Here is a 24,962-nt window from a genome sequence, read left to right on the forward strand (position 1 = left end):
AGCGGGGACCCAAGCTCAGGCGGGCAGCGCCACCTTTTCCAGCATGCCGTCCGCCATCGTGTACCTGAGCCATCTCCCGGAGGCGCCTTCGCCCGCCCGGCCGCGTGACCGGTCCGCGCAGGCGTCGAACCACTCCCCCAGGGCCCGGTCGTGGCTGACCATCACCACCGTTCCCTCGAACTCGGCGAGCGCCGCTTCCAGCTCCTCCACGAGCGCAGGGGCCAGATGGTTGCTGGGTTCGTCAAGGAGCATGACGTCCTTGTGGCCGAGCAGCAGCCGCGCGAGCGCCAGCCTTCGCTGCTGGCCCGCCGACAGCGCGCCCACCGGAACGTGGAACTCGCTGGTCCGGAAGAGGCCCAGCCGCAGCAGCGCCTCCGCGTGCTCGTCGATGTTCCCGCCGAGGCCCGCGGCAAAGGCGGGCAGCAGCCGCAGGGACGGATGCTCTGGGAGATCCAGCTCCTGCTGCAGATAACCGATCCGGCCGTGGCGCGCCACCTGGCCCGAGGCCGGCTCGAGGGTGCCGGCCAGGACCGAGAGCAGTGTGGACTTCCCGGCCCCGTTGGGACCGGTGATGAGGACCTTCTGCCCGCGGTCCACCCGGAACTCGGGGACGTCCAGCCGTCCGGGCACCCGGGTGTTACGGGCATGCAGTACCCCATCTACGGCTGCCCAGGGTTCACCGCCGGAAGTCTCGACGGCGCCGGCGGCGCTCCCGGCGGAACCGGCGGACTCCCTGGGCGCACCGGAAGTCCCGCCGTCGGACCCGGGGTGCAATCCGGCGTCGAGCTTCAGGCGTTCGGGCGGGCGCTCCACGGGGTTGTCCTCCAGGCGGCGCAGCCGCTCCTGTGCGTTACGGATCTTGCTGGCGGCCGCCCGCTGCCAGGTTCCGGCCTTGAAGTCGAAGCCGGCCTTGTCGTTGTCGCGCCGGCGCGCATAGCCCATCCGGCCCGCCACTGTGTCCGCCTGCCGCCGTTCGGCATCCATGGCGTCGAGCCAGCCGTGGTACTGCTGCACCCAGCGCTGGCGCTCGGCGCGCTTCTCCTTCAGGTAGCCGTCGTAGCCGTTGCCGTAGCGGTTTACCGTGCGGCGCTCGGCGTCGACCTCGATCACGGCGGCGGCTACCTTCCGCAGCAGCACGCGGTCGTGCGAGACCACCACCACGGCCCCCCGGTGCGCTGCGAGACGTCCCTCGAGCCAGGCCGTGCCGCTGGCGTCCAGGTGGTTCGTGGGCTCATCCAGGAGCAGGATGTCCGCGGGATCCGCCAGCAGGCAGGCCAGGGCCACGCGCTCCTGCTCCCCGCCGGACAGCGACCCCAGCATCCGGCCGCGGTCCACGCCGCCCAGGCCCAGCCGGTCCAGCGCCGCCTCCACCCGGGATTCCGCGGCGTAGCCCTCGCGCAGCTGGTACTGGGTCTGCAGGTTCCCGTAGGCCTCAAGCTCGGCCGGTCCGGCCGATGCGAGGCCGTCCTCCAGCCGTTCCAGCTCGGCTTCCATCTGCCGGAGTGCGCGGAGTGCATCGTCAATGGCGTCGGCCACGGTCAGCCTGGCGGAGAGTCCGGAAGTCTGCGCCAGATAGCCCACCCGGCCATGCCGCTGCGCGGTGCCTTCCGCGGGCACCTCGAGGCCCGCCAGGATCCGCAGCAGGGTGGACTTGCCGGCGCCGTTCTCACCCACGACGGCGGCGTGTTCCCCCGCGGCGATCACCAGTTCAACGCCGCTGAAGAGCACGCGGTCGCCGTAGCCGTGGGTGACGGCGGACAGGTGCAGCTGTCCGCCGCGGAAATTTGGTTCAGTCATGTGAAGTCCTCGCAGTCCAAAGGGCGGCCCCGGAGCCCGGTCTGAACCTGGTGCTCTACGGGGCCATGTCTAGGGCCATACCGGGATTGCAGGGCCGGGCTGGTGCCGGCGCCGCGTCTAGGACTTCATGGGTCAAGACTGCCGGGCGGTGGCGGCCCCGTCAAGGCGCGCACCGCCCGCGTACCCCCGCCCCCAGGGCGGACGCGGTCACACGGCGAGGGCCGCCGCCTTCCTGCGGCGGGCCTTGGCGAGCCGTGTGCCGATCAGTCCCTGCCGCGGGCTGAACAGATAGACGAGGGCGAACACGGCCCCCTGGGTGAGCACCACCATGGCGCCGGATGCGGTGTCCAGGTAGTAGCTGAAGTAGATTCCGGCGATGGAGCAGGCCGCGGAAATTGCCGGCGCGATCACCAGCATGCGGGAGAAGCGGTCGGTCAAAAGGTAGGCGGTGGAACCCGGAATGATGAGCATGGCCACCACCAGCACAACGCCCACTGTCTGCAGCGCAACGACGGACGTCAGGGCCAGCAGCCCGAGGAGGAGCGCACCCAGCCTGCGCGGTGAAAGCCCGATGGCGTGGGCGTGCGTTGGGTCGAAGGCGTAGAGCGTGAGGTCGCGGCGTTTCAGGATGAGGATGGCGAACGCCACCACGCCCAGCACGAGGACCTGGATGAGGTCCGGGATGCTGACGCCCAGCAGGTTGCCGAAAATGATGTGGTTCAGGTCGGTCTGGCTCGGCGTGACCGAGATCAGCACCAGGCCCAGGGCGAAAAGGGACGTGAAGACGATGCCGATCGCGGCGTCCTCCTTCACCCGGCTGGTGTTCCGGACCACCCCAATGAGGGTCACGGCCACCAGGGCAAACACCAGGGCCCCGAGCGCAAACGGCGCGCCCACGATGTAGGCCAGCACGACGCCGGGAAGCACGGCGTGCGAGACGGCATCGCCCATGAGCGACCAGCCGATGAGCACCAGCCAGCAGCTGAGCACCGCGCAGACAATGGCGGCGAGGGCCGTGGTGAGGATGGCACGGATCATGAAGTCGTAGCCGAGGGGTTCCAGCAGGAGGCTGATCGGATCCACGGGTCAGTTCCCCTCTCTGTGGCTGCGTGCGGAGTTTGGGTTCTGCAGCGGGTCGTGAGGGCCGGGGCCGTGCGCTCCCGGACCGGGGCCGCTGGGGCCCGGGCCGCCCAAGCCGGTTGAGCCGGGGCCGGGGCTCCCGTTCCGGTTCAGGACGTCCAGCCCGAACGCCATGGCCAGGTTCTCCGGCTGCAGCACCACCTCAGGCGCTCCGTGCATGAGCACCTTGCGCATCAGCAGCACCGCTTCGTCGCACAGTTGCGGCAGGGCGTGAAGGTCGTGTGTGGAGATGAGGATGGTGCAGCCGTCCGTGGCGAGTTCGCGGAGCAGGCGGGTGATCGTGGCCTCCGAGCGCTTGTCGACGCCCGCAAAAGGCTCGTCCAGGAGCATCATGGTGGCTCCCTGCGCGATGCCCCGCGCCACGAAGGCACGCTTCTTCTGGCCGCCGGAGAGCTGGCCGATCTGGCGGCCGGCAAAGTCAGCGAGTTCCACGCGCTCAAGGGCCTCGTCGACGGCGGCGCGGTCCGCCTTGGAGGGGCGGCGGGTGAACCCCTGGTGCCCGTAGCGGCCCATCATCACCACGTCCCGGACGGACAGCGGGAACTGCCAGTCCACGTCCTCGCTCTGCGGGACGTAGCCAATGCCGCCTTCCCTGCGCGCCTTGGCGGGTGGCACGCCATTGATCAGGACACGGCCGGCATCGGGCCTGATCATGCCCATGATGGCCTTGAACAGCGTTGACTTACCTGAACCGTTCATGCCGATCAGGCCGCAGATCCTGGCGTGGTCGAGGCGCAGCGAGGCGGCGTCCAGGGCGAGGACCTCGCCGTAGTGCACGGTGACGTTCTCCACCAGGATGGCGGGGTGCGGTGACGCTTGCCCGCTGCCGGCCGTGCGGTGGGCCGTGAAGGCGCTCATGATCCCGCACCCGCCAGGGCGGTGGTGATCAGCTGGGAGTCATGCCGGATGAGATCCAGGTACGTGGGCACGGGCCCGTCCGGTTCGGAGAGGGAGTCCACGTACAGCACGCCGCCGAACTTGGCGCCGGTGGCCTCCACCACCTGCCGCATCGGAGCGTCAGAGACCGTGGACTCGCAGAAGACGGCGGGCACTTTGTTTTCCCGGACGAAGCCGATCGCCTCCGTGATCTGCTGGGGTGTGGCCTGCTGCTCGGCGTTGACCGCCCAGATATACACCTCTTTGAGGCCGGCATCGCGGGTCAGGTAGGAGAAGGCGCCTTCGCAGGTCACCAGCGCCCGTTGGCTCTTGGGCACGGCTGCCAGTTTGGCTTTCATCTCGTCCTGCACGGCCTGGAGCTTCGCCTTGTAGGCCTTGCCGTTGGCCTCGAAATCGCCGGCATTGGCAGGATCCAGTTTCGAGAAGGCCTTCACCATGTTGTCCACGTAGATCTGCACGTTGACCGGCGACATCCAGGCGTGCGGATTGGGTTTGCCTCGGTAGGAGTCCTCGCTGATGGGCATCACGTCCACGCCCTCGCTCACCACGGCGTGCGGCACGTCCAAGCCCTCGACGAACTGCGCGAACCAGGCCTCGAGGTTGAGCCCGTTATCCAGAATCAGGTCCGCCTGCGAGGCCTTGCGGATGTCGCCCGGTGTGGGTTCGTAGCCGTGGATCTCCGCGCCCGCCTTGGTGATGGACTCCACCTGCAGCTTGTCCCCTGCCACGTTTCTCGCCACGTCCGCCAGCACTGTAAAGGTGGTCAGCACCACTGGCCGGCCGTCGTTGCCGTTGCCGGTGGCATTGCCGCCGCATGCTGTCAGCGCCAAAGCGAGAAGTACGACGACGGCAGCTCCCCTGCTGCTTTTCACTGCGGTATCGGGGGCCGCCCCTTCCGGGCCGACATTGGGCATGCGGGAACAGGGGCGCTTCTTCGCACTCCGGTGGGCGAGCGTTCGGCGGACTACTTTGGCACACCGAAACAAAAAGTTAGGCATACCGAATATTGTATCGGCGGCGGTTCAGCCCCCGCAACGCGACGAAGCCGCATGACGCCCCGCGCCGTCGAACCCTTGAGCACCGCGCTGGTGGCGCGAACGTACAGTTGTGGCCCCTTCTGACCGTCCTCGCGGGGCCATAACTGTACGTTCGCGCAGGACTTGGCGCACTACGCTGGAAGCATGGTGACTACCAGACGCATGCTCCCTGCTCCGCGGCCGGATCTCTACCGGTTTTCGCCGCTGGACCTCACCGCCGTCGGGCTCTACGTGGCCGTCGCCGCATTCTTCGCGCTGGCCGGGGAACTGATCCTGCCGCTGCTCCGGGCACTGGCCCCAACGCCGGCCGCCGCCTCCTACGGCGTGAACCTCCTGTTCTACGGCATCGTCGGTGCGCTGGCGCTGTTTGCCGCCCGCGGGGTGGTGTCCCGGGACCTGAAGGTGCTTGCCACGCGCCCTTGGTTCACGCTCGCGATGGTGCCGCTGGCCGTCGTCGCCATGATGATTGTCACCGCCATCCTGGTGGCCGTGGCCGGGACCACCGAAACCTCTGCCAACCAGGCAGGGCTGCAGGCCCTCATGCGGCAGGTGCCGGCCTGGCTGATGGTTCCCCTGATTGTGGTGGTGGGCCCGTTTGTCGAGGAGTACGTGTTCCGGCACCTGCTGATCGGGAAGCTCAGCAGGCGGGTCAACATCTGGATCTGCTGCGGACTTTCCGTGATTCTCTTCGCCGCCCTGCACATCGTGGGGCAGGAAGCCCTCACCCTCCCTGCTCTCATGCCGTACCTGGCCATGGGCGGCACCCTGGTGTTCGTCTACGCGTGGACAGGGCGGAACCTGATGTTTTCCTACTTCGTCCATGCCACCAAGAACCTGCTGGCCGCGATCTTCCTGTACACCATCCCGCCGGAGCTCCTGGACCAGCTGCAGCGGGTCCAAGGCTAGAAACGCCGCCCCGGGCCTGCCGCCCGCGCCGGCCGCCTATCCGGAGGCGGCGCCGTCGTCGTAGCTTGGTGCCATGGGACTCAATATTCAGATCGCCATCGACTGCCATCACCCGCACGACCTCGCCGACTGGTGGGCCGAAACGCTGGACTGGTCCGTGGAGCCGCAGGACGAGGGCTTCATCCGGTCCATGATCAGCCAGGGCTTCGCCACGGAAGACCAGACCATGACGCACAACGGCAAGCTGGTGTGGAAGGACGGCGCGGCGATCCGGCCCACCGAGGAACTCGACGCCAAGGCACCCGCCCGGCGCCTGCTGTTCCAGACCGTGCCGGAGCAGAAAACCATCAAGAACCGGGTGCACTGGGACGTGCGCCTCGACGGCCGCGACAAGGATGACGTCCGCGCCGAGCTGGAAGCCCGCGGCGCCACCTTCCTCTGGACGGCCAGCCAGGGGCCGCACGAGTGGCACACCATGGCGGACCCCGAGGGCAACGAGTTCTGCATCAGCTGAGCCGATTACTAGACTTGGACGGTGAGCAACGAATTCCCCGCCAAGGTGTCCGACGTCTTTGACCCGTCCCGCTGGCGCACTGTGTCCGGCTTCGACGACTTCCAGGACCTGACCTACCACCGGCAGGTGGAGCGGTCCGACGACGGCACCGTGACCCGGGACCTGCCCACCGTCCGCATCGCATTCAACCGGCCGGAGGTCCGCAACGCCTTCCGCCCGGGGACCGTGGACGAGCTGTACCGCGCCATGGACCACGCCCGGATGACCCCGGACGTGGCCACCGTGCTGCTCACCGGAAACGGCCCCTCCCCCAAGGACGGCGGGCACTCGTTCTGCTCCGGCGGGGACCAGCGGATCCGCGGACGCGACGGCTACAGATACGCAGACGGTGAGACGCAGGAAACTATCGACCCGGCCCGCGCCGGACGCCTCCACATCCTGGAAGTCCAGCGGCTCATGCGGACCATGCCCAAGGTGGTCATCGCCGTCGTCAACGGCTGGGCGGCCGGCGGCGGGCACTCCCTGCACGTCGTCTCCGACCTGACCATCGCCTCGCGCCAGTTCGGGAAGTTCAAGCAGACCGATGCCACGGTGGGCAGCTTCGACGCCGGCTATGGCTCGGCGCTGCTGGCCCGGCAGATCGGCCAGAAGGCCGCCCGGGAGATCTTCTTCCTCGCCCGTGAATATTCCGCTGAAGACATGGTCCGGCTGGGGGCGGTAAACGAGGCCGTGGACCACGAGCGACTCGAGGAGGTGGCGCTGGAATACGCCGCGGACATCGCCCGGCAGTCCCCGCAGGCCATCCGGATGCTGAAATTCGCCTTCAACCTCGCCGACGACGGCCTGGCCGGCCAGCAGGTGTTCGCCGGTGAAGCCACCCGGCTGGCATATATGACGGACGAGGCCGTGGAGGGCAAGGAGGCCTTCCTGCAAAAGCGCGACCCCGACTGGTCCAGGTTCCCGTACTATTTCTAAGCCCGCACCCGTCGGAAGGCACCCCCATGTTCCCCAGGCCCGCGCACCCCAGGCGCACGCAGTGAATATCGAGCCGGCCCTCAAGGCACTGGCGGCCGCCCTTCACGGTGAGGGCCCCGCCGTCGAACTTTCCGCCGGCCCCGACGGCGATCCCGTGGTGACGCCCGTCCGGACCCCAGGATTCGAGGACGCCGTCGTGGTGGTCCGCACGTCCGGGTCCACCGGGGCGCCCAAGGCGACGGTGCTGACGGTGGATGCGCTGGCGGCGTCGTCCATGGCCACCGCCTTCGCACTCAAGGGTGAGGGGCAGTGGCTGCTGGCTCTGCCGCTGCAGTACGTGGCGGGCGTTCAGGTGCTGGTGCGGTCGCTGTTCGCGGGCACCCGGCCGTGGGCCATGGACCTGTCCGCGGGCTTCACCGCCGATGCCTTCACCGCGGCCGCGCTGGAGCTGACGGACAAGATCCGCTTCACGTCGCTGGTGCCCACGCAGCTGCAGCGCCTGCTTGCGGATCCGTCGGCGGACACGCTCGCCGTGCTGCGCCGCTTCAACGGGATCCTGCTCGGCGGCGCCCCGGCCTCTGCCGAGCTCCTCGAAACGGCGCGCGAGGCCGGACTCCGGGTGGTCACCACCTATGGCGCGGCGGAAACCTGCGGCGGCTGCGTATACGACGGCTATCCGCTCGAGGGCGTGGCCCTGCGGCTCGCCGACGACGGCCGGATCCACCTGGGCGGGGCCACCCTCGCGGCGGGCTACCTGGACGCCCCCGGGCCGACGGCCCAGGCTTTTATCGAAGACGACGGCGGCCGCTGGTACCGGACCAACGACCTCGGCACGCTGGACGCGGACGGTCGGCTCACCGTGCTGGGCCGCGCCGACGACGTCATCATCACCGGCGGCGTCAAGGTCTCCGCCGCGCATGTGCAGGCTGAGCTGGAAAAGTCCGACGGCGTGACGGCGGCATTTGTGGCCGGCGTCGAGTCCGCGAAATGGGGCCAGGCCGTGGCCGCCTATGTGGCCGTGACCGGGATTGCGTCCGGGACGGGCGGCGCTGCACGGGACGGCGCGGCGTGGGCCGAGGAATGGCACCGCACCCTCGGGCTGCTGGCGCCCAAGACAGTCCTGCCGGCCGGAGAGCTGATCATGCTGCCTAACGGCAAGCCGGACCGGCTGGCCATGATTGAACGCCTCAACGCGCTCCATCGGGGAAAATAGTGTAGTCCTGCCGCGCCGCCGCGGCTCCCGCGTGCCCGGCGCACGCCCATGCTTTTGAACGTATCACCGACCCAAACACGAGGTACTTACCGTGGCAACAGCCGCACAATGGATCCAAGGCGCCCGGCTCCGCACCCTGCCGGCCGCGATCGCCCCTGTCCTGATCGGCTCGGCGGCGGCCTATGAGATGGGCTCCTTCCTCCCGCTCAACGCAGTCCTGGCTGCCCTCGTGGCGCTCCTGCTGCAGGTCGGCGTCAACTACGCCAACGACTACTCGGACGGGATCCGCGGCACAGACGAGAACCGCATCGGTCCCCTGCGGCTGGTCGGTTCCGGAGCCGCCCGCCCCGAACACGTGAAGTATGCCGCGTTCGGTGCGTTCGGCCTGGCGATGCTCGTGGGACTGGTCCTGGTCCTCATCACCCAGACATGGTGGCTGCTGCTGGTGGGAGTGGGCTGCGTGATGGCCGCCTGGGGCTACACCGGCGGAAAGAACCCGTACGGCTACATGGGCCTGGGCGACGTCTTCGTGTTCGTGTTCTTCGGGCTCGTGGCCACGCTCGGCACCACCTACACGCAGGCCGGGCAGATCGGCCTGCCCGCTGTAATCGGCGCGATCGGCACCGGTCTCATCGCGTGCGCCCTGCTCATGGCCAACAACGTCCGGGACATCCCGTCGGACATCCAGGCAGGGAAAAAGACCCTGGCGGTGCGGCTGGGTGACAAGCACGCCCGCGAAAGCTACGTGCTGATGCTGGCCGTGGCCATCCTGCTCGTGGTGATCCTGGCGCCCACGCGGCCGTGGATGCTTATCGTGCTGCTGCTGATCCCGGCCTGCCTGATGCCGGCCTGGCTCATGATCAACGGGCGGAAGCGCAAGAGCCTCATCCCGGTTCTGAAGCAGACGGGGCTTATCAACCTCGGCTACGCCGTGCTGTTCTCGCTGGGACTCGTGCTGAGCAGCGGGCTGTAAGCCTAGGCTTCCCCGCCGCGGGGTTCGCGCTTCTTGGTGTCGTTGCGGATGGTGACGTCCGGGTGGGTGTCCACCAGGTGGTCCTCGGCCATGGCGTCATCGATCTCCCCGGCGGTGCGGATCGGCTTGGCGCGGCCGGAGAAGCGGGCCTGCAGTGACGCCGTCGCGGCATCGCGCTGCTTCTGGAAGAAGAGGTAGCTGATGGCGAAGGAAATCAGCCCCGCACAGACGACGGCGAGAAACCACCCCAGCTGCAGGAATACGAACAGCACAAACAGGGGCAGGAAGATCGCTAACCGGATCAGGGAGTATTTCAGAAAAGCCACTATCCAAGTTTAGCCGTCCTGCCTGTGCGCAACCTGCGTCATCTGCGGCTCCGGTTCGGCGTTTTGCTGGCGAACGACTGTGGGCATACTGTAATCTCCGCCGGGGCGCGCGGCGGCTAGACTGATTGCATGCCTCGTGTTGCCATCGCAGTCGCCATCCTCGCCATCTACGTCTACGGACTGGTGGACGTGATCCGCACTGACAGGCATCTCACCCGCGGGTTTTCCAAAACGACCTGGATCATCATGGTTGCCTTGCTGCCGCTCATCGGGGCCGCGCTGTGGTTCCTGATCGGCCGGCCCCGCGCATCGGCCGTGGCCCAGCCCGCTTACCAGCGCCACCCCACCGCCCCCGACGACGATCCCGACTTCCTGCGGAACCTCGAGCAGCGCCGCCGCCAGGCCGAGGCGGAGCGGCTCCGCAAGCTGCGGGACGACGCCGCGCGCAAGAACGGGTCCGACGGCGGCCCCCACCGCACGGGCGCTACCGGTACGGGCAGCACAGGCCCAGCCACCTCGGGCGCAGCTCCGGGCACCTCCGGCGGCAGCTCGGGCGACGGCGGCCCAGCCGCCGGCGAGCCCGATCCACACAAGCCAGGCGCCGCGGGCGAAGCCAACGCCGAAGGCAACCCCGAGGCGAAGTAGCAGCATCGCCGTAACCCGCGCCGCACGACGAGCCACGCCGCGCCGTCATGCCTTGCCGTCCGCCGTCCTCTTTTGCCTTTTCACCGTTCGCAGTTTTACGGCATCGAGCCGAGCGCCGTCCCCAAGGTGCGCGCGGCGCTTACGAGCCGGGGCTGGAAGGGTGCCCGTTAGTCCGCCGCTTCGCCAAAAAGGGCCGCCCAGCAGCAAGCTGGACGGCCCTTTTTGGTAATTCGGCGAAGCCTACAGCCCCGAGTACGAGTGCAGGCCGTTGAAGAACTGGTTCACGATGGTGAAGTTGAAGACCACGCACAGGTAGCCCACGATCGAGAGCCAGGCGGCGCGGGTGCCCGTCCAGCCGCGGGTGGCCCGGGCGTGCAGGTAGCCGGCGTAGACCACCCAGATCACGAAGGTCCACACTTCCTTGGTGTCCCAGCCCCAGAATCGGCCCCAGGCCTTCTCCGCCCAGATCGCACCGAACATGAGGGTGAAGGTCCAGCCGATGAAGGCGATCGCGTTGATGCGGTAAGACAGGTTCTCGAGGCTCAGCGCGGACGGCACCAGGCGCATGAAGCCCAGCTTGTCGGGGCCACCGGCCGCGATGGTCCGCTGCCGGTGCGACTGGACCAGCTGCAGTGCGGACATCGCGAAGGTCAGGGTGAACAGCGCGGAGGACAGCACAGCAATGGACACGTGGATGATCAGCCAGTAGCTCTGCAGCGCGGGCACCAGGTGGCCCACGGGCGTCCAGAACGCCACGGACGCGGCCACCAGCATGATGATGACCAGACCCACCACGAATGTGCCGAGGAAGCGCAGGTCGCGGCGGACCAGCACCGCGAGGAACACCGCCACGGCCACGAATGCGCCGGTGGTGAGGAACTCGTACATGTTGCCCCACGGCACGCGGCCGGCGCCCACTGCGCGGGTCAGCACGGCGGCGGCGTGGATCGCGGCGCCCAGGACGGTCAGTGCCACGGCCACGCGCGCAGGTGCCCGGCGTTCGCCGTAGCGCATGCTGTCGTCGGCGGTCTGGCCGGCGCCGCCGTTCACAGTGCCGGAGGCGTACGACGACGGCCGCTCGGCACGGTCTGCCGGTCCGGACAGGCGGTCCCCACCGCTGCCCGCGGTCCGGGACGTTGCTGACGTTGCCCCAACGGACGCACCCGCCGCCACCGGAACCTTGGCGGAGGTACCCGCGGGCGTGCCGGCAGCAGCAGCTTTGAGGTCGACCGATTTGAGCGTCTTGCTGCTCCTGGCCAGATCCCACGCGAACGCGATGAAGGCGACGGTGTAGGTGCCGGCCGCCAGCAGCATGAAGAGCTCGCTGTACTGGCCCATGGTTTCGTTGATGGGAAACATTACTGGTCCTTCTTCGGCTCAGGCGAGCCTGCTGGTGAGGAGTTGGAAGGTGCTGTTTCGGTGTTGTCGGCGTCCAGGTTCCACTGGCGCGCCAGGAGGCCGCGCAGCGTTGCGGCCTCGCCGGCCAGCCTGTGGTCCTCGCCGCGGGCCAGGAGGCCGTACTCCACCATGGTCCTGCCGTCCTCGTGGGTGCCGGTGCGGACCCAGACGCGGCGGCGGTTTACGTAGAGCGAGACGATGAGGCCGGCCACGGCAAGCAGCGCGAAGATGAGGGCTGACAGCTGCCCGGGATTGTGGTGGATGTCCACGCCGACGTACTTCTTCACGCCGTCGAACGTGATGGAACCCTTGCCGTCCGGCAGCGTGTAGGTGTTGCCGGGGGCAAGCGTGATGCCGCCCGCCTTGAGGTTCCGGCTGTTGAGTTCCGTGAGGTTCTTGACGTCGAGTTCAAAGACGTTCTGCGGGGAACCCTTGTCCAGGCCAAGGTCGCCGTAGTACGAATTCAGGCTCAGCTGCGGGTTGATGAGGTCCGGGTCGCCGCTGAAGGAGATGCCCTCCTCGGTCACGAAGGCCGTGGGGAGGAAGAATCCGGCGAAGCCCAGCTGGTCGGGCTTGGCGTCCGGGACCTTGATCACCACGGAGGAATAGTAGTTTTCGCCCTGCAGCTTGGCCACCACGGGGCCCTGCATGGCCACGTTGCCGTTGCCGTCGCGGACCGTGACCACGGGGGCATAGCCGTTGCCCGTGAGGTAAATGCTGGTGCCGCCGAGCGTTACGGGGTCGTTGACCTTGAGGACTTCCTTCTTGGCCGGCGCCCCGGGGTTTTCCTTGGTGGTGACATCCGCCGTGAAGTCGATGGGCTGGCCGAACTTACCTTGGGATTCGCGGTCGAACGTGGCTTGGAACTTGTCCAGCTGGATCGAGTACGGCTGGAGCTGGCTGCTCTCGAAGTTGGTGCCGGGCGTGAACTGGTCGTAGCCCACCAGGGTGTTCACGAAGGTGTCACCCTCCACCAGGATCCGCTGGCCGCTGTAGCCGAACAGCCCGCCAACCGCCACGGACACGAGTACGCCGATCAGCGACGTGTGGAAGACGAGGTTTCCCACTTCCTTCAGGAAGCCGCGCTCTGCCCCCAAAGACGGCCGCGCGCCGTCGTCGTGCCTCACCTCAACGCGGTACCCGCGTTTCTTCAGCAGCGCCGCTGCGTCCTCAATGGCGTCCGACGCCGGGATGCCAGCGTCCGCGGGCACCACGAGGGTGCCGTACTCGGGCAGGCGGGACAGCCGCTTCGGGGTGCGCGGCGGCTGCGAGCGCATGGCCCGGTAGTGCGCGATGGCACGGGGCACCACGCAGCCGATCAGCGAGATGAACAGCAGGATGTAGATGGCCGAGAACCAGGCCGAGGAGTAGACGTCGTAGAGCTGCAGCGAATCAAGGATCTTGCCGTAGTCCGGGTGGTCCTTGATGTACTGCGTGACCACGGACGGGTTGGCCGGCCGCTGCGGGAACAGGGATCCGGGGACCGCGGCCACCGCCAGGAGCAGCAGGAGGAACAGCGCTGTGCGCATGCTGGTCAGCTGGGTCCAGGCCCAGCGGAGCATACCCACGAAGCCCAGGGACGGGACGGCGGCCCCGGCCTTGGCAGCCTTCACGGCGTCCTTGTTGGCGGGCCCGGGCTTGTTGGCGGGCCCGGGCTGCGGGACGTCCTCGGCCGGGGACTTCTCGGTTGACTTCACACGCTCGCTCATCAGATCGGCAACTTCACATCGGTTTGGAACCAGTACTGCAATTCGGTGACCCAGGTTCCCCACAGACCCGTGGCCATCAGGATGCCCAGGACAATCAGGACTCCGCCGCCCGTGCGCTGGATGGCCAGCCGGTGCTTGCGGAAGAAGGACATCACGCCCGCGCCGCGCCGGACCGCCAGGGCGATCAGCAGGAACGGGATGCCCAGCCCAAGGCTGTAGACGAAGGCCAGGAAAGCGCCCTTCGCGGCGGAGGAACCGCCGGAAAGGCTCAGGAGCTGGACGGCGGAGTAGGTGGGGCCGATGCAGGGTGCCCAGCCGAGGCCGAAGGTGATTCCCAGCAGCGGGGCGCCCCAGAGGCCGGCCGGCGGTTTCGCGTGGATCTTGGCGTCGCGCTGGAGCCAGGAGAAGCCGCCCATGAACACCACGCCCATCACGATCACGAGGACGCCCAGGATCTGCGTCACCCAGGCGTTCTGCCCGCCGGAGATTAGGGAACCCAGCTGCCCGAACGCGCCGCCGAGCAGCACGAAAATCACCGAGAAGCCGAGCACGAACAGGCCGATCCCCGCCAGCATGCGGCCGCGCTTTTGCTTCTGCAGGTCAACGCCGGTGAGCCCCGTGACGTAGCCCAGGTAGCCGGGCACCAGCGGGAGCACGCATGGCGAAAGGAAGGACACGAGTCCGGCCAGCAGCGCCACGGGGATGGCGAGCAGGAGCGAACCGTTCAGGATGGCTTCGGCGAAGGGGCTGTTCACGGGAGGTTACTCTGCCACGGCAGACTGGATGAGAGCTTTGAGTGTGCCCTTTTCAATCTCCCCCAGCACACGCGACGCCACCCGGCCCTGCTTGTCCACCACGAGCGTTGTGGGGACGGCGCCCGGGGGCACCAGACCGGACACGGCCAGCAGCACGCTGCCGTCCTTGTCGTCGAAGCTCGGGTAGGTGAGGCCGAAGGTCTTGTCGAAGGCGTCGGCCGTGGCCTTCTCATCGCGCAGGTTTACCCCGAAGAACTGCACGCCCTTGCTCTTGAACTCCTGGTGCAGGGCTTCGAGGGACGGCGCCTCCACCCGGCAGGGCGCGCAGGCGGCGAACCAGAAGTTCAGGACCGTGACCTTGCCCAGGAAGTCCTTGGGGGTCACGGTGGTGCCGTCAAACAGGGTGCCCTGGATCTGGATGCCGGATTTGCGCTCCCCTGCGGCGAACTCGGTCACCGAGCCGTCGCCGGCCACGTAGTTCTTGTTGTCCCCGGCCTTGGCCTGCTTGGCCAGGGCATCCTCCTGGGCACAGGCGGACAGGCCCAGCGTGATCGCCGTGAGGGCCAGGCCGCCGGCGGCGAGGACGCTGCGGCGGGAACTCTTGGGTGTTTCAGTCATAGCTAGGCTCCGGGGGTGCTCGAGGCACCGGGAAGAAGGGCGGCGGCGGGTTCGCTGTACTCCACGCGCAGCAGGGCGCCGTCGTCGCCGAAAACCAGGGAGGTAAGGGAGGTCAGGGTGCATTCGCGTTTCCGCGGATCGTGCCACAGCGGTTTGCCCTCGGCGCTGAGCCGGGTGGCCCAGATCGGAAGCTGGTGGCAGACCAGGATGGCCTCGGCACCCTCGCCGCCCAGCTCGACGGCCTTGGCGCGGGCCTCCTGGACGGCCTCGGTCACACGGGCTGCCTGCAGCTTGTAGGGCTCGCCCCAGGACGGCCGGAAGGGATTGATCAGGTGCGGCCAGTGCTTGGGTTTGCGCAGCTCGGCCTTGGTGACCTTCAGCCCCTCGAAGTAGTTCTCCGCCTCGATGATGCGGCTGTCGGTGTGGATCTCCAGCCCCAGCGCTTCCGAGGTGGGCTGCGCGGTTTCCTGGGCACGGGTCAGCGGCGACGCCACCAGGTACACGATGTTGGCGCCCTGGGCGACGCGTTCGCGGAAGTGCTCGGCGAGCGTCTGCGCCATCTGCCGGCCAAGTTCGGAGAGGTGGAATTCGGGCAGCCTGCCGTACAGGACACCTTCGGGGTTGTGGACCTCGCCGTGGCGGAGCAAATGGACAGTGGCTTGGGGCATGTCTACCAGTTTCTCAAAGGGCAGGGGTAATGACGAAATCTTCTACACCAAGTAGAACTCAAAAATTTTCCAGAAAGTTCCCCGCCAGTGGAATAAAAGATGCAAATGCATGTTTATACTGGATGCAGCAGTTAGTTGAGACTTCAACGAAAGCTTCAACGATCACCGTCCGAACACTGATACAAGGAGAACCACCATGGCACTTTCCACCCAGCTCACCCCCGGCACCTGGACCCTCGACAACTCCCACAGCGAGATCGCCTTCACGGTCCGCCACGCCGGCATCAGCAAGGTCCGCGGCCAGTTCAAGGACGCCGCCGCCACCCTTAACCTCGCCGAGGACGTCACGGCCAGCAAGGTCGAGGCCACTATCCAGACCGCCAGCTTCGACAGCGGCGACGCCAACCGCGACGGCCACGTCCGCGGCGAAGACTTCTTCGACGTCGAGAAGTTCCCGGAAATCTCCTTCGTCTCCAACGGCCTCGTTGCCAACGGTGACAGCTACGAACTCCAGGGCGACCTGACCATCAAGGGCGTCACCCGGCCCGTCTCGCTCGAGACCGAATTCAACGGCGTGGCAGTGGACCCCTTCGGCAACACCCGCGCCGGTGTTTCCGCTGAGACCACCATCAGCCGCAAGGACTTCGGCCTGACCTGGAACGCAGTTCTGGAAGCCGGCGGTGTCCTGGTCAGCGACAAGGTTGCCATCAACCTCGAACTGGCCTTCATCGCACCTGCAGCCTAGGTTTCAGGCAGGTCCGGCAGACAGTATTGCCGGAACCCGAACGCCCCGTCCGCGGACTCTCCGCGGGCGGGGCGTTCGGCGTTCGAGCCTTCTGGAATTGGCCAATCCCCGGGTTTAAAGTGAGTGCCATGAGCACCCCCAGCGATGAACCGGAGCCCCTTGATCCAGGGGCCGTGCCGCCGTCCGGCAGCGAACCTCCGACGCCGGGACAACAGTTCCCGGGTCAGCAACCCGGCCAGCCGACGCCGGGCCAACAGTTCCCCGGCCAGCAGCCGCCCGCCGGTGGTGGCCGGTTCGCCTTCGAAATGCCGGCAGATCGGCCACGGAACTTCAGCGAGGTTTTGCCACGCGGCGGCTTTTCCGGCCTCTTCGACGTGACGGGGCTGCCCACGGAGCTCAAGGTGTCCTACTGGATCTGGGTGATCGGCGGCCTGCTGGGGCTGCTGGGCGGTGTGATCGGCCTGTTCGGCGTGCTGGTGCTTTTGGCGATCATCCCGGGCGTGGCCATTCTCGTGTTCGTGCTCGTCCTCGTTGCCCTGGCCGTAGCTGCGGCGGAAATCGTTCTGGCCCTGAAGCTGAAGGAAGGCCAGGAGTGGGCGCGGCTTGCCCTGACCATCGTGGCCGGGGTGTCACTGCTGCTGGCCATCGTCAGCTCCAGTTTCCCCGCGGGCCAGGACGGGAACTGGCTGGGCTTCCTGGTCAGCCTGGTGGCCACGGCGCTGATGTGGGTGCCCAACTCGCAGAACTGGTTCGCAGCCGCACGGGGCCGCCTCTGACCGGCGGCATCAGGGACACTGATTTCATGGCCGCACCTTCCCCTGCGCGCAGCGTTTCCGCAGGTTGGCACGGCTTTGGAATACCTCTCCGGAATGATCCACCGGGCAACCGCTGAGGGGTACGGTGGGAGGTGAACCATGCTGGGGAGGGCAGGCGTCTGAACCGGTAGCCGATTCAGACGTCACTACGCAAAGGACCGCTCATGAGCAATCCTCCAGTCCCGCATTCCAATGACCCCGGCTCCAACGAGCCCGACAACGGCACCCAGCCAGGCAACGGGCAGCCCCGCTACGGCCAGAACGCGCCCCAGTACGGACAGAACACACCCCAGTACGGCGAGGCCGGGCAAGACGCGCCCCAGTACGGACAGAACACACCACAGCACGGCCAGGCCGAACAGGGCACGCCGCCGTATGGCCAAGGCGGACAGGCCGGACAAGGCGCGCCGCAATACGGCCAGAACGCGCCGCAGTACGGGCAAGCCGGGCAGGCCGGCGCACCGCAGTATGGCCAGAACGCACCCCAGTATGGCCAGAACCAGCCGCAGTACGGCCAGTCCCCGTACGGACAGACTCCGTACGGCCAGAGCCCCTATGGACAGTCACCCTACGGGCAGTACCCGTCCGAACAGGCCCAGGCAGCAACCGGCGCCGGCGTTCCGAAGCTGGTCAACTATTCCTTCTGGATGATCATCGCCGCAGGCGTCCTGTCCATCCTGTCTGTGCTGATCACCATCCCCACGCTGGATGACCCGGCAATGCGGAGCACTTTCGAGGAGCAGCTGCGCGGCAGCGGCCAGGACATCGCCTTCGAGGACGTCAAGGGCTTCATCATCGGAACCATGGTGGTCTTTGCTTTGATCGGCGCCGGCCTCTACGCGCTGGTGGCGTTCAACGTCCGCAAGGGCAAGAACTGGGCCCGCATCCTGGGCACCGTCTTTGCAGCGCTCTCCGTGTTCAGCCTCTTCCCGCCGGGGCTGAACACTCTGGTGGGTCTCCTCGGCATCGCCGCGATCGTGATGCTGTACCTGCCCGGGGCGGCACCGTATTTCCAGAAGCCGCAGCCGTTCGCCAACCCGTACTCGCAGCCGGGCGGCCCGTACGGCCGCTAGCCAAGGCGCGCTGCCAGCAACGCGACGCCGCCAGGCACCGGGAGCAACAACCCACCCGCCAACGGGCGCGGATTCCTGGAACGCCGGAGTTACTCCGGCTGACCCGGGGTCTGCGCCCGTTGCGCGTGGTACGCCAGGATCTGCAGTTCGGTGGCCATGTCCACCTTCCTCAGCGTCACGCCGTCGGGCACCTGGAGCATCACCGGCGCAAAACTGAGGATGCTGCGCACTCCGGCATTCACCACGCGGTCACACACGCTTTGGGCCACGGCGGCCGGCAGCGCCAGCACCACCATGTTGGTGCCGGTCCGTTCCAGGACTGTTTCCAGGTCCGCGACGTCGCTGACCCGCAGCCAGCCCACCTCATTGCCCACCACCATCTGGTCGGCGTCGAAGATGGCAACCACGTCAAAGCCCCGGGATTCGAAACCGCCGTAACGGGCCAGCGCCTTGCCCAGGTTGCCCGCGCCCACAATCGCGACTTTCCAGTCATGTGTCAGGCCGAGCGCGGCGGCGATGTGGCGGCTCAGGTACTGCACCTCGTAGCCCACGCCGCGGGTGCCGTAGGAGCCCACATGGGACAGGTCTTTGCGGAGCGTTGAGGAGCTGACGCCGGAAAGTTCGGCCAGCGATTCAGAGGAGACCCGCTCGGTGCCTTCGGCCAGCAGGGAGTTCAGGGCGCGCAGATAGATCGTCAGCCGGGCCACGGCCGCCGGCGGGATCTGCTTCCCGGCAGCCCCTGTAGGCCCGGGCGGGGCCTGGGGTGGTGAATCGAGCGAAGTCACTGTCTGCTCCGTTGCGTCGCGTTGTGAGTCCACTCTAGATCCCCATCAGTTATGTCAACAAAGCCAGTGCCATTGTTCGAAATTGGCTAGTCCCCCGCCATGGCACGGCGCAGGACCCGCTCCAGGCGCGCCTCGTCGATCTTCCAGAAGTCACGCTGGATGCCGTCCACCAGCACCACCGGGATCTCCTCCGCGTAGCGGTCCCGCAGCTCGTCGTCGGTGTCCAGCTGCCGCTCCGACCACGAAAGTCCCAGCCCGGCAGTCACCCGCCCGACGGCGTCGCGCGCCGCGGCGCACAGGTGACAGTCAGCTTTGGTAAGGAGAACGACGTCGGGGTTTGCCATGCTTCAACCGTATCGCCGTTCCCGGCACCGGGCGACGCGGCAGCTGCCAGGTGTGGGGTACTGCATTGACTAGACTCAGTGGCATGCCCGAGGAGAAGTACGTCGCTGTGGCCCACCGTCCGGTTGCGAAGCAGCAACACGGCGAGGCAGCCTTCTTCGACGTCGACAACACCCTCATGCGCGGCGCGAGCCTGTTCCACGTGGCCAGGAAAATGCACCAGCGCGGAGCCTTCACCATTGCGCAGGCCGCGGGCATGGCGTGGAAGCAGCTCAAGTTCGTGCTCCGGGGCGAGAACCTCAATGACGTCCATGCCGTCCGGGATTCCGCGCTGCGGCTCGCCGCCGGCATCACAGAGGAGGACATCAAGGCGCTGGGCGAAGAGGTCTACGACGAGATGATCGCCTCCCGGATCTGGCCCGGCGCCAAGGCCCTGGCCGAGCAGCACCTGCGCGTGGGCCGGAAGGTCTGGCTCGTCACCGCGACGCCGATCGAGGTAGCCACGGTGATTTCCACGCGGCTGGGGCTCACCGGCGCGTTGGGGACCGTGGGCGAGACCAAGGACGGCTTCTACACGGGCAAGCTCGTCGGCGACATTCTGCATGGTGCCGCCAAGGCTGTGGCCGTCCAGGGCATCGCGGACAACCACGGGCTGGACCTGAAACGCTGCTGGGCGTACAGCGACTCCTACAACGACATTCCGCTGCTGACGATGGTGGGCCATCCTGTGGCGATCAACCCCGACGCCCGCCTGCGGAAGCACGCCCGTGAACACAACTGGCCTGTCTATGACTTCCGCGCGGGCCGCCGGGCCGCCACCCTGGGCCTCAAGGCAGCCACGGCAGGAGGGGCGGTCTACGGCCTGTGGCGAGGCTACACACGCTTCCGCGGCCCCCGCGCCTGACACACTTCCCGCCCACGGACACGCCTCCGGCCCGCGGACACCCAAATTCGCGTGCCCTCATACCGTTTGCACGTCCTGCGGCACGTTGTGTGTCCCGGGAACGCAAAAATGCCCGCTCCCTCGAAAGGGGACGGGCATTGAAGCGTAGAGCGGACTCTACTTCTTATTGCGGCGCTGGTGACGGGTCTTACGAAGCAACTTGCGGTGCTTCTTCTTGGCCATACGCTTGCGACGCTTCTTAATAACTGAACCCACGTAAGTTCCTTACAAACTAGATGCAGTACCTGTCTGGTGGAGAAGGTCCGTGGACTGAGCTACAGACTGAACAACTGACAGATTCTTACAATGACGTAAAACGTTCCTTAACAGGGTACCGCTTATCCGGACCATCCCCTGACCAGCACAGCCCCGTGGCGTGCAGCGGCCCCCAAGGCGGCTGCAGCAACCACGGGATCGGTGCGGTCAGTCGGGTCCGTTAGGCGGTGCCCGTATGACCGTCCACGACAGCACCCTTGAGGTACTGTTCGACGGCGGTCTCCGGGACGCGGTAGGAGCGGCCGAACCTGACGGCGGGCATCTCCCCCGAATGGACAAGGCGGTACACGGTCATTTTGGAGACACGCATTACCTCAGCCACCTCGGCCACGGTCAAGAACTTGGCGTTCGAGAAGTTCGACTCTGCGGACATTACCCATATTCCTTTGCTCTCAGCAACGACGCCTGTCTATCTGCGGTGTGCGCCGATGCTGAGCCATCGAACAACCGTGTTCTAGTTACTCTAGATGCTCACGTGGCCATAGTGAAAGCCCGCCGCTTCCGGGACGAAGCCGCCAGCTGTTCGAGGACGGACGCCGTCACATCCCACTCCATGCAGGCATCTGTCACGCTCTGGCCGTACACCAGGTCCGAGCATCCGGCGGCGTGTTCGGCCACGTCGAGGTTCTGCGCGCCGCCCACCAGGAAGCTCTCCAGCATGACGCCGGCGATCGCTCCTGCGGCCGTTCCCGCGTCCTCGAGCTGGGCGCCGATCTCAAGCGCCACCTCGGCCTGGCGGTGGTGGCTCTTGCCGCTGTTGGCGTGGCTGGCGTCCACGATCAGCCGCGGGTTGAGGTTCTTGGCGGCCAGCTTGGCGGAGGCCGCCTCGACGTCGGCGGCGGAGTAGTTGGGTCCCTTGCGGCCGCCGCGGAGGATCACGTGGGTATCCGGGTTGCCCGCGGTGGACACCAGCGCGGCGCGGCCGTCGCCGTCGATCCCGAGGAAGGCCTGGGCCGCTGCGGCTGCACTGCACGCGTCCACCGCCACCTGGAGGTCGCCGTCGGTGCCGTTCTTGAAGCCGATGGGCATGGAGAGGCCGGAGGCGAGCTGGCGGTGGATCTGGCTTTCCGTGGTCCGTGCGCCGATGGCGCCCCAGGAAATGAGGTCCGCCATGTACTGCGGGCTGATGGGCTCGAGGAACTCCGTGGCAGTGGGGAGCCCCAGGGCGGTGACCTGCTGCAGGAAGCTGCGGGCCGCACGCAGGCCGCCGGCGATGTCGTGGCTGCCGTCCAGGTGCGGATCGTTGATGAGGCCCTTCCAGCCGACCGTGGTGCGGGGCTTTTCGAAGTAGGCGCGCAGGACGATGAGCAGGTCTTCCTTGTGCTTCTCGGCCTGGCTGACCAGCCGGCGGGCGTATTCCAGGCCGGCCTTGGGGTCATGGATGGAGCACGGGCCGACAATCACCAGCAGGCGGTCGTCCACGCCGTCCATGATGGCGCGGACCTCGTCGCGGCCGCGTTCGACGACGTCGGCCGCCTTCGCGTCCAGCGGCAGTTCCGCAATCATCTCCTGAGGCGTGGGCAGGGCGGTGATCTCGCTAACCCTCAGGTTCGACGTCGACTGGCGTGCCGACGTCGGCTGCTGGGTTTCGGTGGCTGTTGCGCTCATTTTCGGGGGTTCCTGTTCCGGGTGGGAGCGGGCCCCTGATCAGAACCCGCCGTAGAAATGGCGAAGGGCAGAGAATGATCTCTGCCCTGTTGGCTCTGAAGGAAAGTTGGATGCGTGTCAGTTAGACGCGGGCCCCTCCAGAGCCAACGAAAAATACGCATACCAACGGTTAGTCATGGGAACGACCATAAGCCCGCCCTGATGGATCGCCAAATCGGCGGCGTCACATTTCGACCACGCGCCACCGTAAACCGGCGGGAGCGCGAACGGACACTTGGGCCCCTGGGAAGCGTTTCCCAAGGGCCCCAAGTGTCCGTTCGCGCTGGTCTGGCGCCGGTTATGCTGTGGTCTGTGCCACCGGCTGCTTGGCAGGCTCGCCGTAGCGTTCCTGCTCGATCTCTTCCAGACTCTTGCCCCGGGTGTCGGGCGCCCAGATGATCCCGATGAGCATGGCGGCCACCAAAGCCCCGATCATGATGAGGCCGACAAAGGGCACGCCGCGCTCGGCCAGCAGGGTCGGGAATCAATAGCTCAGCAGGCCGACAACGATGCGGGCAACAAAAAAGAGCACACCCTGCGCGCTGGCCCGGTAGCGGGTCGCGAACATTTCGGCTGCCCAGAGAGCGTAGAAGGCCTGGGCGCCGATGCCGGCCGAGACGCCCCAGAGTGCCGCGAAGAGAATCAGCACCGGCATGGTGACGTGGACAAAGACCAGCAGGACCCAGGCGGCCAGGCCCAGCACGGCGCCGATCCCGTACAGCAGGCGGCGGTCGATGCGGTCGCCATACTTCATGAAGCCGAAGTACGTCGCCAGGACGGTAAGGGTCCACAGCAGCACCTGCAGCAGATTCTGCTCGGCAGACGATTCAACCCCGGACGATTCGTAGACCCGCGGCATGAAGATGCCCATCTGTCCGGCGACCAGGTTCCAGAGGGCGTAGACACCCACCAGGAAAAGAAGGGCCTTGAGGTTGGTGGCGTTGGTCAGCAGCTCACGGTAGTTGCGGCGCTTGACCCCGGATGCCTCCTCCAGCAGACGCGCTTCGTTTGACTTCTTCCAGGTGTGGGACTCGGAAAGCCTGCGGCGGATCCACCAGGTGACGAAGGCAATGACGAACAGGTGCGCGAAGACCAGGCGGCTGCCCAGCAACCCCAGCGGAACGACGACGGTGGCAAGGAGGAAGACCAAGGCCGGAGCGAGCGACCACGCAAACTGGGCGGTGCCCACGTGCCGTGCCCGCTGTTCAGAGGGGGCCTCTTCCGCGATGTAGGTCCAGGCGACGGGCACGCCCGCTCCCACGGCGATTCCGGTGAGGACCACGCCAATGATGAGCATCCAGGGGGCCACGGCAAAAATCACCAGGGCCGTGCCGATCATGTACAGGATGAGGTCGTAGGTGTAGATGAACTTGCGGCCGTAGCGGTCGCCCAGCGGCCCGCCGATCATCGCGCCGACGGCGGCGCCGAAGGCGTTGGCGCTGAGGGCGGCGATAAGGCCGACAACCAGGTTGCTGAAGCCGAAATACTCCTGCCACAGCGTCAGGCTCGTGGCCAGGGCGATAATGGACCCGGCTTCAATGTAGTTGGACATGGACACAGCGACGGTGGCCTTCCAGCCGCCGATCTCTGGGGTGTTGGTCATTCTGGATCCTTCTCTGGCGACGCCGTTGGCGCCGGGCGGCCGCGTTCGGACTGCCCGTCTTTGATTTGTTTCAAATAGACTGCGAGGCGTTTAATTCCTGGTGCTCGAGGCCGTCCGCACGGCCGAACCGCCGGCGCCGGTCAGCCCGGCCCATGTGCTCTGGAAGGGCGACGGCGATGTAGCCCATGCCGTGATACCCGGCATTGAGGACGCCCTGGAGCGGGCCATCAGCGCGCACGCCACCTTCAGCGAACTCGCCCTGCCCTGGGCGCGGCCCGCGGATCCAGCCGGGACCGCGGCGCTGTTCAACGCCGGCGGCAGGCCGCTGGCGGTCCTGCGCACCGGTTCCGGACTAAACGAGGCGTTGTCACCGCGCCCCTACCTGCACCCCGTCACCACCCTTGGTGGAACCGTGGTGACGGACCACCTGCCCGCCGACCACCCCTGGCATCTGGGCGCCGGCTTCGCGCTCCAGGACGTCAACGGCACCAATTTCTGGGGCGGAAAGACGTACACGCGCGACGCCGGAGCCTACGTGTCCCGGCAGGACCACGGCCGGATCAAGCTGCTCCCCGCCAACGGGGACGGGCCGGACACGCGGCAGCTCCGCTGGCTCGGCACGGACGGCCGGCCCCTGCTGACCGAAGAGCGGATCTTCAGCAGCGAGATCCTGGGCGAGCGCGTGTGGCGCCTGGACATCAGCAGCGAACTGACCGCCGTCGTCGACGTTTCACTGGGCAGCCCCGGCTCCAACGGCGCGGCGGGCAGCGGCTACGGCGGCTTCTTCTGGCGCCTTCCGGCCTGCAGCGGCGCCCGCATCTTCACGTCCGACGCCGAGGGGGAAGCGGCCGTCCACGGTGCCGTTGCACCCTGGCTGGCATGGGCTGCCTCCTTCGGCGAAGTCCCCGGCATCCGGTCCGGGCAGCCCGCGACGCTCGTGTTCAGGGCGCCGGACGAGGCCGCCGATCCGTGGTTCGTCCGCTGCTCCGGCTACCCCGGCGTCGGGTCGCCCTGGCCTGGGAGCGGCCCGTGGCGCTGGCGGCCGGGCAATCGCTCCGGCGGAGCCTGAGCGTGTGCGTGTGCGACGGCGAACTGTCGCCGGCCGCCGTCGAATCCCTGGTGGGTCAGCGCTAGGTTTCCTTTTACCCGCCCGCATCCGGCC

28 protein-coding genes are annotated in these 24,962 nt (G+C 67.3%); 11 read left to right on the forward strand and 17 right to left on the reverse strand.

Going from position 1 to position 24,962, the window contains the following annotated elements:
- Positions 1-15 precede the first annotated feature (15 nt).
- The 4 genes from AC5RWD_RS11195 to AC5RWD_RS11210 all read right to left on the reverse strand — a co-directional run bounded on the left by AC5RWD_RS11195 (position 16) and on the right by AC5RWD_RS11210 (position 4,748).
- Positions 16-1,797 carry an ABC-F family ATP-binding cassette domain-containing protein gene (locus AC5RWD_RS11195; RefSeq protein WP_494020070.1) on the reverse strand — a complete coding sequence of 594 codons (1,782 nt, stop codon included), beginning with the start codon at positions 1,795-1,797 and terminating at the stop codon, positions 16-18.
- A 207-nt stretch (positions 1,798-2,004) separates the two neighbouring features.
- Positions 2,005-2,871, reverse strand: coding sequence for a metal ABC transporter permease (locus AC5RWD_RS11200; RefSeq protein ID WP_494020106.1), 867 nt, complete (start codon positions 2,869-2,871; stop codon positions 2,005-2,007).
- A 12-nt stretch (positions 2,872-2,883) separates the two neighbouring features.
- Positions 2,884-3,795 carry a metal ABC transporter ATP-binding protein gene (locus AC5RWD_RS11205; protein WP_494020071.1) on the reverse strand — a complete coding sequence of 304 codons (912 nt, stop codon included), beginning with the start codon at positions 3,793-3,795 and terminating at the stop codon, positions 2,884-2,886.
- The gene (locus tag AC5RWD_RS11210; RefSeq protein WP_494020072.1) at positions 3,792-4,748 is read right to left on the reverse strand and encodes a metal ABC transporter substrate-binding protein; all 957 of its coding nucleotides are present in this window, start codon (positions 4,746-4,748) and stop codon (positions 3,792-3,794) included. The genes AC5RWD_RS11205 and AC5RWD_RS11210 overlap by 4 nt, the downstream gene beginning before the upstream one ends.
- Before the next feature lie 267 nt (positions 4,749-5,015).
- Between AC5RWD_RS11210 and AC5RWD_RS11215 the strand changes: the two genes are divergently transcribed.
- The 5 genes from AC5RWD_RS11215 (at position 5,016) to AC5RWD_RS11235 (ending at position 9,452) form a co-directional block, all read left to right on the forward strand.
- On the forward strand, positions 5,016-5,777 hold the full coding sequence (locus tag AC5RWD_RS11215; RefSeq protein ID WP_494020073.1) for a CPBP family intramembrane glutamic endopeptidase: 762 nt from the start codon (positions 5,016-5,018) through the stop codon (positions 5,775-5,777).
- A gap of 73 nt (positions 5,778-5,850) precedes the next feature.
- Entirely contained in the window at positions 5,851-6,291 is a 441-nt protein-coding gene (locus tag AC5RWD_RS11220; protein ID WP_494020074.1) for a VOC family protein, read from the forward strand.
- A 21-nt stretch (positions 6,292-6,312) separates the two neighbouring features.
- Positions 6,313-7,266 (forward strand): 1,4-dihydroxy-2-naphthoyl-CoA synthase, encoded by a 954-nt coding sequence (locus AC5RWD_RS11225; RefSeq protein ID WP_494020075.1) that lies wholly within the window; start codon positions 6,313-6,315, stop codon positions 7,264-7,266.
- Between the two features lie 61 nt (positions 7,267-7,327).
- Positions 7,328-8,479 (forward strand): AMP-binding protein, encoded by a 1,152-nt coding sequence (locus tag AC5RWD_RS11230; RefSeq protein WP_494020076.1) that lies wholly within the window; start codon positions 7,328-7,330, stop codon positions 8,477-8,479.
- Between the two features lie 91 nt (positions 8,480-8,570).
- Entirely contained in the window at positions 8,571-9,452 is an 882-nt protein-coding gene (locus tag AC5RWD_RS11235; protein ID WP_494020077.1) for a 1,4-dihydroxy-2-naphthoate polyprenyltransferase, read from the forward strand.
- Positions 9,453-9,454: 2 nt separating this feature from the next.
- Here AC5RWD_RS11235 and AC5RWD_RS11240 read toward each other — a convergent pair whose 3' ends face one another.
- Complete coding sequence (locus AC5RWD_RS11240; RefSeq protein ID WP_494020078.1) at positions 9,455-9,778, reverse strand: DUF4229 domain-containing protein; 324 nt, start codon at positions 9,776-9,778, stop codon at positions 9,455-9,457.
- 129 nt (positions 9,779-9,907) lie between these two features.
- Here AC5RWD_RS11240 and AC5RWD_RS11245 point away from each other — a divergent pair, with 129 nt between their 5' ends.
- A complete protein-coding gene (locus tag AC5RWD_RS11245) occupies positions 9,908-10,423 on the forward strand; it encodes a PLD nuclease N-terminal domain-containing protein (RefSeq protein ID WP_494020079.1) in 516 nt (171 codons plus the stop codon).
- Between the two features lie 240 nt (positions 10,424-10,663).
- Here the strand turns inward: AC5RWD_RS11245 and ccsB are convergent, their stop codons facing one another.
- From ccsB to AC5RWD_RS11270, 5 genes are read right to left on the reverse strand one after another with little or no spacing between them, the layout of a single operon-like run.
- A complete protein-coding gene (ccsB, locus tag AC5RWD_RS11250; protein WP_494020080.1) occupies positions 10,664-11,782 on the reverse strand; it encodes a c-type cytochrome biogenesis protein CcsB in 1,119 nt (372 codons plus the stop codon).
- Positions 11,782-13,530 (reverse strand): cytochrome c biogenesis protein ResB, encoded by a 1,749-nt coding sequence (gene resB / locus AC5RWD_RS11255; RefSeq protein ID WP_494020081.1) that lies wholly within the window; start codon positions 13,528-13,530, stop codon positions 11,782-11,784. The genes ccsB and resB overlap by 1 nt, the downstream gene beginning before the upstream one ends.
- Positions 13,530-14,285 (reverse strand): cytochrome c biogenesis CcdA family protein, encoded by a 756-nt coding sequence (locus AC5RWD_RS11260; protein ID WP_494020082.1) that lies wholly within the window; start codon positions 14,283-14,285, stop codon positions 13,530-13,532. The genes resB and AC5RWD_RS11260 overlap by 1 nt, the downstream gene beginning before the upstream one ends.
- A gap of 6 nt (positions 14,286-14,291) precedes the next feature.
- Positions 14,292-14,903, reverse strand: coding sequence for a TlpA family protein disulfide reductase (locus AC5RWD_RS11265; protein WP_494020083.1), 612 nt, complete (start codon positions 14,901-14,903; stop codon positions 14,292-14,294).
- Positions 14,904-14,905: 2 nt separating this feature from the next.
- Positions 14,906-15,571 carry a histidine phosphatase family protein gene (locus AC5RWD_RS11270; RefSeq protein WP_494020084.1) on the reverse strand — a complete coding sequence of 222 codons (666 nt, stop codon included), beginning with the start codon at positions 15,569-15,571 and terminating at the stop codon, positions 14,906-14,908.
- Between the two features lie 196 nt (positions 15,572-15,767).
- Here AC5RWD_RS11270 and AC5RWD_RS11275 point away from each other — a divergent pair, with 196 nt between their 5' ends.
- The 3 genes from AC5RWD_RS11275 to AC5RWD_RS11285 all read left to right on the forward strand — a co-directional run bounded on the left by AC5RWD_RS11275 (position 15,768) and on the right by AC5RWD_RS11285 (position 18,204).
- Positions 15,768-16,316, forward strand: coding sequence for a YceI family protein (locus tag AC5RWD_RS11275; RefSeq protein WP_494020085.1), 549 nt, complete (start codon positions 15,768-15,770; stop codon positions 16,314-16,316).
- 128 nt (positions 16,317-16,444) lie between these two features.
- Positions 16,445-17,092, forward strand: coding sequence for a hypothetical protein (locus AC5RWD_RS11280; protein WP_494020086.1), 648 nt, complete (start codon positions 16,445-16,447; stop codon positions 17,090-17,092).
- Between the two features lie 203 nt (positions 17,093-17,295).
- Positions 17,296-18,204, forward strand: coding sequence for a hypothetical protein (locus tag AC5RWD_RS11285; protein WP_494020087.1), 909 nt, complete (start codon positions 17,296-17,298; stop codon positions 18,202-18,204).
- Between the two features lie 89 nt (positions 18,205-18,293).
- On the opposite strand, the gene AC5RWD_RS11290 is transcribed toward AC5RWD_RS11285, so the two are convergent.
- Entirely contained in the window at positions 18,294-18,989 is a 696-nt protein-coding gene (locus AC5RWD_RS11290; RefSeq protein ID WP_494020088.1) for a redox-sensing transcriptional repressor Rex, read from the reverse strand.
- Positions 18,990-19,075: 86 nt separating this feature from the next.
- The gene (locus AC5RWD_RS11295; RefSeq protein ID WP_494020089.1) at positions 19,076-19,333 is read right to left on the reverse strand and encodes a glutaredoxin family protein; all 258 of its coding nucleotides are present in this window, start codon (positions 19,331-19,333) and stop codon (positions 19,076-19,078) included.
- An 83-nt stretch (positions 19,334-19,416) separates the two neighbouring features.
- On the opposite strand from AC5RWD_RS11295, the gene AC5RWD_RS11300 reads away from it, so the two are divergent.
- Entirely contained in the window at positions 19,417-20,235 is an 819-nt protein-coding gene (locus tag AC5RWD_RS11300) for an HAD family hydrolase (RefSeq protein ID WP_494020090.1), read from the forward strand.
- 156 nt (positions 20,236-20,391) lie between these two features.
- Here AC5RWD_RS11300 and AC5RWD_RS11305 read toward each other — a convergent pair whose 3' ends face one another.
- The 5 genes from AC5RWD_RS11305 to AC5RWD_RS11325 form a co-directional block, all read right to left on the reverse strand.
- Positions 20,392-20,490: a 30S ribosomal protein bS22 gene (locus AC5RWD_RS11305; protein WP_003792170.1), complete on the reverse strand. Its 99-nt coding sequence runs from the start codon at positions 20,488-20,490 to the stop codon at positions 20,392-20,394.
- A gap of 220 nt (positions 20,491-20,710) precedes the next feature.
- The gene (locus AC5RWD_RS11310) at positions 20,711-20,923 is read right to left on the reverse strand and encodes a helix-turn-helix domain-containing protein (protein ID WP_003797758.1); all 213 of its coding nucleotides are present in this window, start codon (positions 20,921-20,923) and stop codon (positions 20,711-20,713) included.
- 98 nt (positions 20,924-21,021) lie between these two features.
- A complete protein-coding gene (locus AC5RWD_RS11315; RefSeq protein WP_494020091.1) occupies positions 21,022-22,158 on the reverse strand; it encodes a 3-deoxy-7-phosphoheptulonate synthase in 1,137 nt (378 codons plus the stop codon).
- A gap of 337 nt (positions 22,159-22,495) precedes the next feature.
- A complete protein-coding gene (locus AC5RWD_RS11320) occupies positions 22,496-22,654 on the reverse strand; it encodes a hypothetical protein (RefSeq protein ID WP_494020092.1) in 159 nt (52 codons plus the stop codon).
- A 27-nt stretch (positions 22,655-22,681) separates the two neighbouring features.
- Positions 22,682-23,800 carry an MFS transporter gene (locus AC5RWD_RS11325; protein ID WP_494020093.1) on the reverse strand — a complete coding sequence of 373 codons (1,119 nt, stop codon included), beginning with the start codon at positions 23,798-23,800 and terminating at the stop codon, positions 22,682-22,684.
- Between the two features lie 100 nt (positions 23,801-23,900).
- On the opposite strand from AC5RWD_RS11325, the gene AC5RWD_RS11330 reads away from it, so the two are divergent.
- The gene (locus tag AC5RWD_RS11330) at positions 23,901-24,869 is read left to right on the forward strand and encodes a DUF6807 domain-containing protein (protein ID WP_494020094.1); all 969 of its coding nucleotides are present in this window, start codon (positions 23,901-23,903) and stop codon (positions 24,867-24,869) included.
- Positions 24,870-24,962 lie beyond the last annotated feature (93 nt).

Source organism: Arthrobacter sp. CMU6 (assembly GCF_059090205.1).

Coding starts and splice junctions, on each gene's coding strand:
- AC5RWD_RS11300 (WP_494020090.1), top strand. CDS start 19,417: ATGCCCGAGGAGAAGTACGTCGCTGTGGCCCACCGTCCGGTTGCGAAG.
- ccsB (WP_494020080.1), bottom strand. CDS start 11,782: ATGTTTCCCATCAACGAAACCATGGGCCAGTACAGCGAGCTCTTCATG.
- AC5RWD_RS11270 (WP_494020084.1), bottom strand. CDS start 15,571: ATGCCCCAAGCCACTGTCCATTTGCTCCGCCACGGCGAGGTCCACAAC.
- resB (WP_494020081.1), bottom strand. CDS start 13,530: ATGAGCGAGCGTGTGAAGTCAACCGAGAAGTCCCCGGCCGAGGACGTC.
- AC5RWD_RS11325 (WP_494020093.1), bottom strand. CDS start 23,800: ATGACCAACACCCCAGAGATCGGCGGCTGGAAGGCCACCGTCGCTGTG.
- AC5RWD_RS11315 (WP_494020091.1), bottom strand. CDS start 22,158: ATGAGCGCAACAGCCACCGAAACCCAGCAGCCGACGTCGGCACGCCAG.
- AC5RWD_RS11220 (WP_494020074.1), top strand. CDS start 5,851: ATGGGACTCAATATTCAGATCGCCATCGACTGCCATCACCCGCACGAC.
- AC5RWD_RS11275 (WP_494020085.1), top strand. CDS start 15,768: ATGGCACTTTCCACCCAGCTCACCCCCGGCACCTGGACCCTCGACAAC.
- AC5RWD_RS11205 (WP_494020071.1), bottom strand. CDS start 3,795: ATGAGCGCCTTCACGGCCCACCGCACGGCCGGCAGCGGGCAAGCGTCA.
- AC5RWD_RS11310 (WP_003797758.1), bottom strand. CDS start 20,923: ATGTCCGCAGAGTCGAACTTCTCGAACGCCAAGTTCTTGACCGTGGCC.
- AC5RWD_RS11295 (WP_494020089.1), bottom strand. CDS start 19,333: ATGGCAAACCCCGACGTCGTTCTCCTTACCAAAGCTGACTGTCACCTG.
- AC5RWD_RS11195 (WP_494020070.1), bottom strand. CDS start 1,797: ATGACTGAACCAAATTTCCGCGGCGGACAGCTGCACCTGTCCGCCGTC.
- AC5RWD_RS11215 (WP_494020073.1), top strand. CDS start 5,016: ATGGTGACTACCAGACGCATGCTCCCTGCTCCGCGGCCGGATCTCTAC.
- AC5RWD_RS11280 (WP_494020086.1), top strand. CDS start 16,445: ATGAGCACCCCCAGCGATGAACCGGAGCCCCTTGATCCAGGGGCCGTG.
- AC5RWD_RS11210 (WP_494020072.1), bottom strand. CDS start 4,748: ATGCCCAATGTCGGCCCGGAAGGGGCGGCCCCCGATACCGCAGTGAAA.
- AC5RWD_RS11245 (WP_494020079.1), top strand. CDS start 9,908: ATGCCTCGTGTTGCCATCGCAGTCGCCATCCTCGCCATCTACGTCTAC.
- AC5RWD_RS11265 (WP_494020083.1), bottom strand. CDS start 14,903: ATGACTGAAACACCCAAGAGTTCCCGCCGCAGCGTCCTCGCCGCCGGC.
- AC5RWD_RS11285 (WP_494020087.1), top strand. CDS start 17,296: ATGAGCAATCCTCCAGTCCCGCATTCCAATGACCCCGGCTCCAACGAG.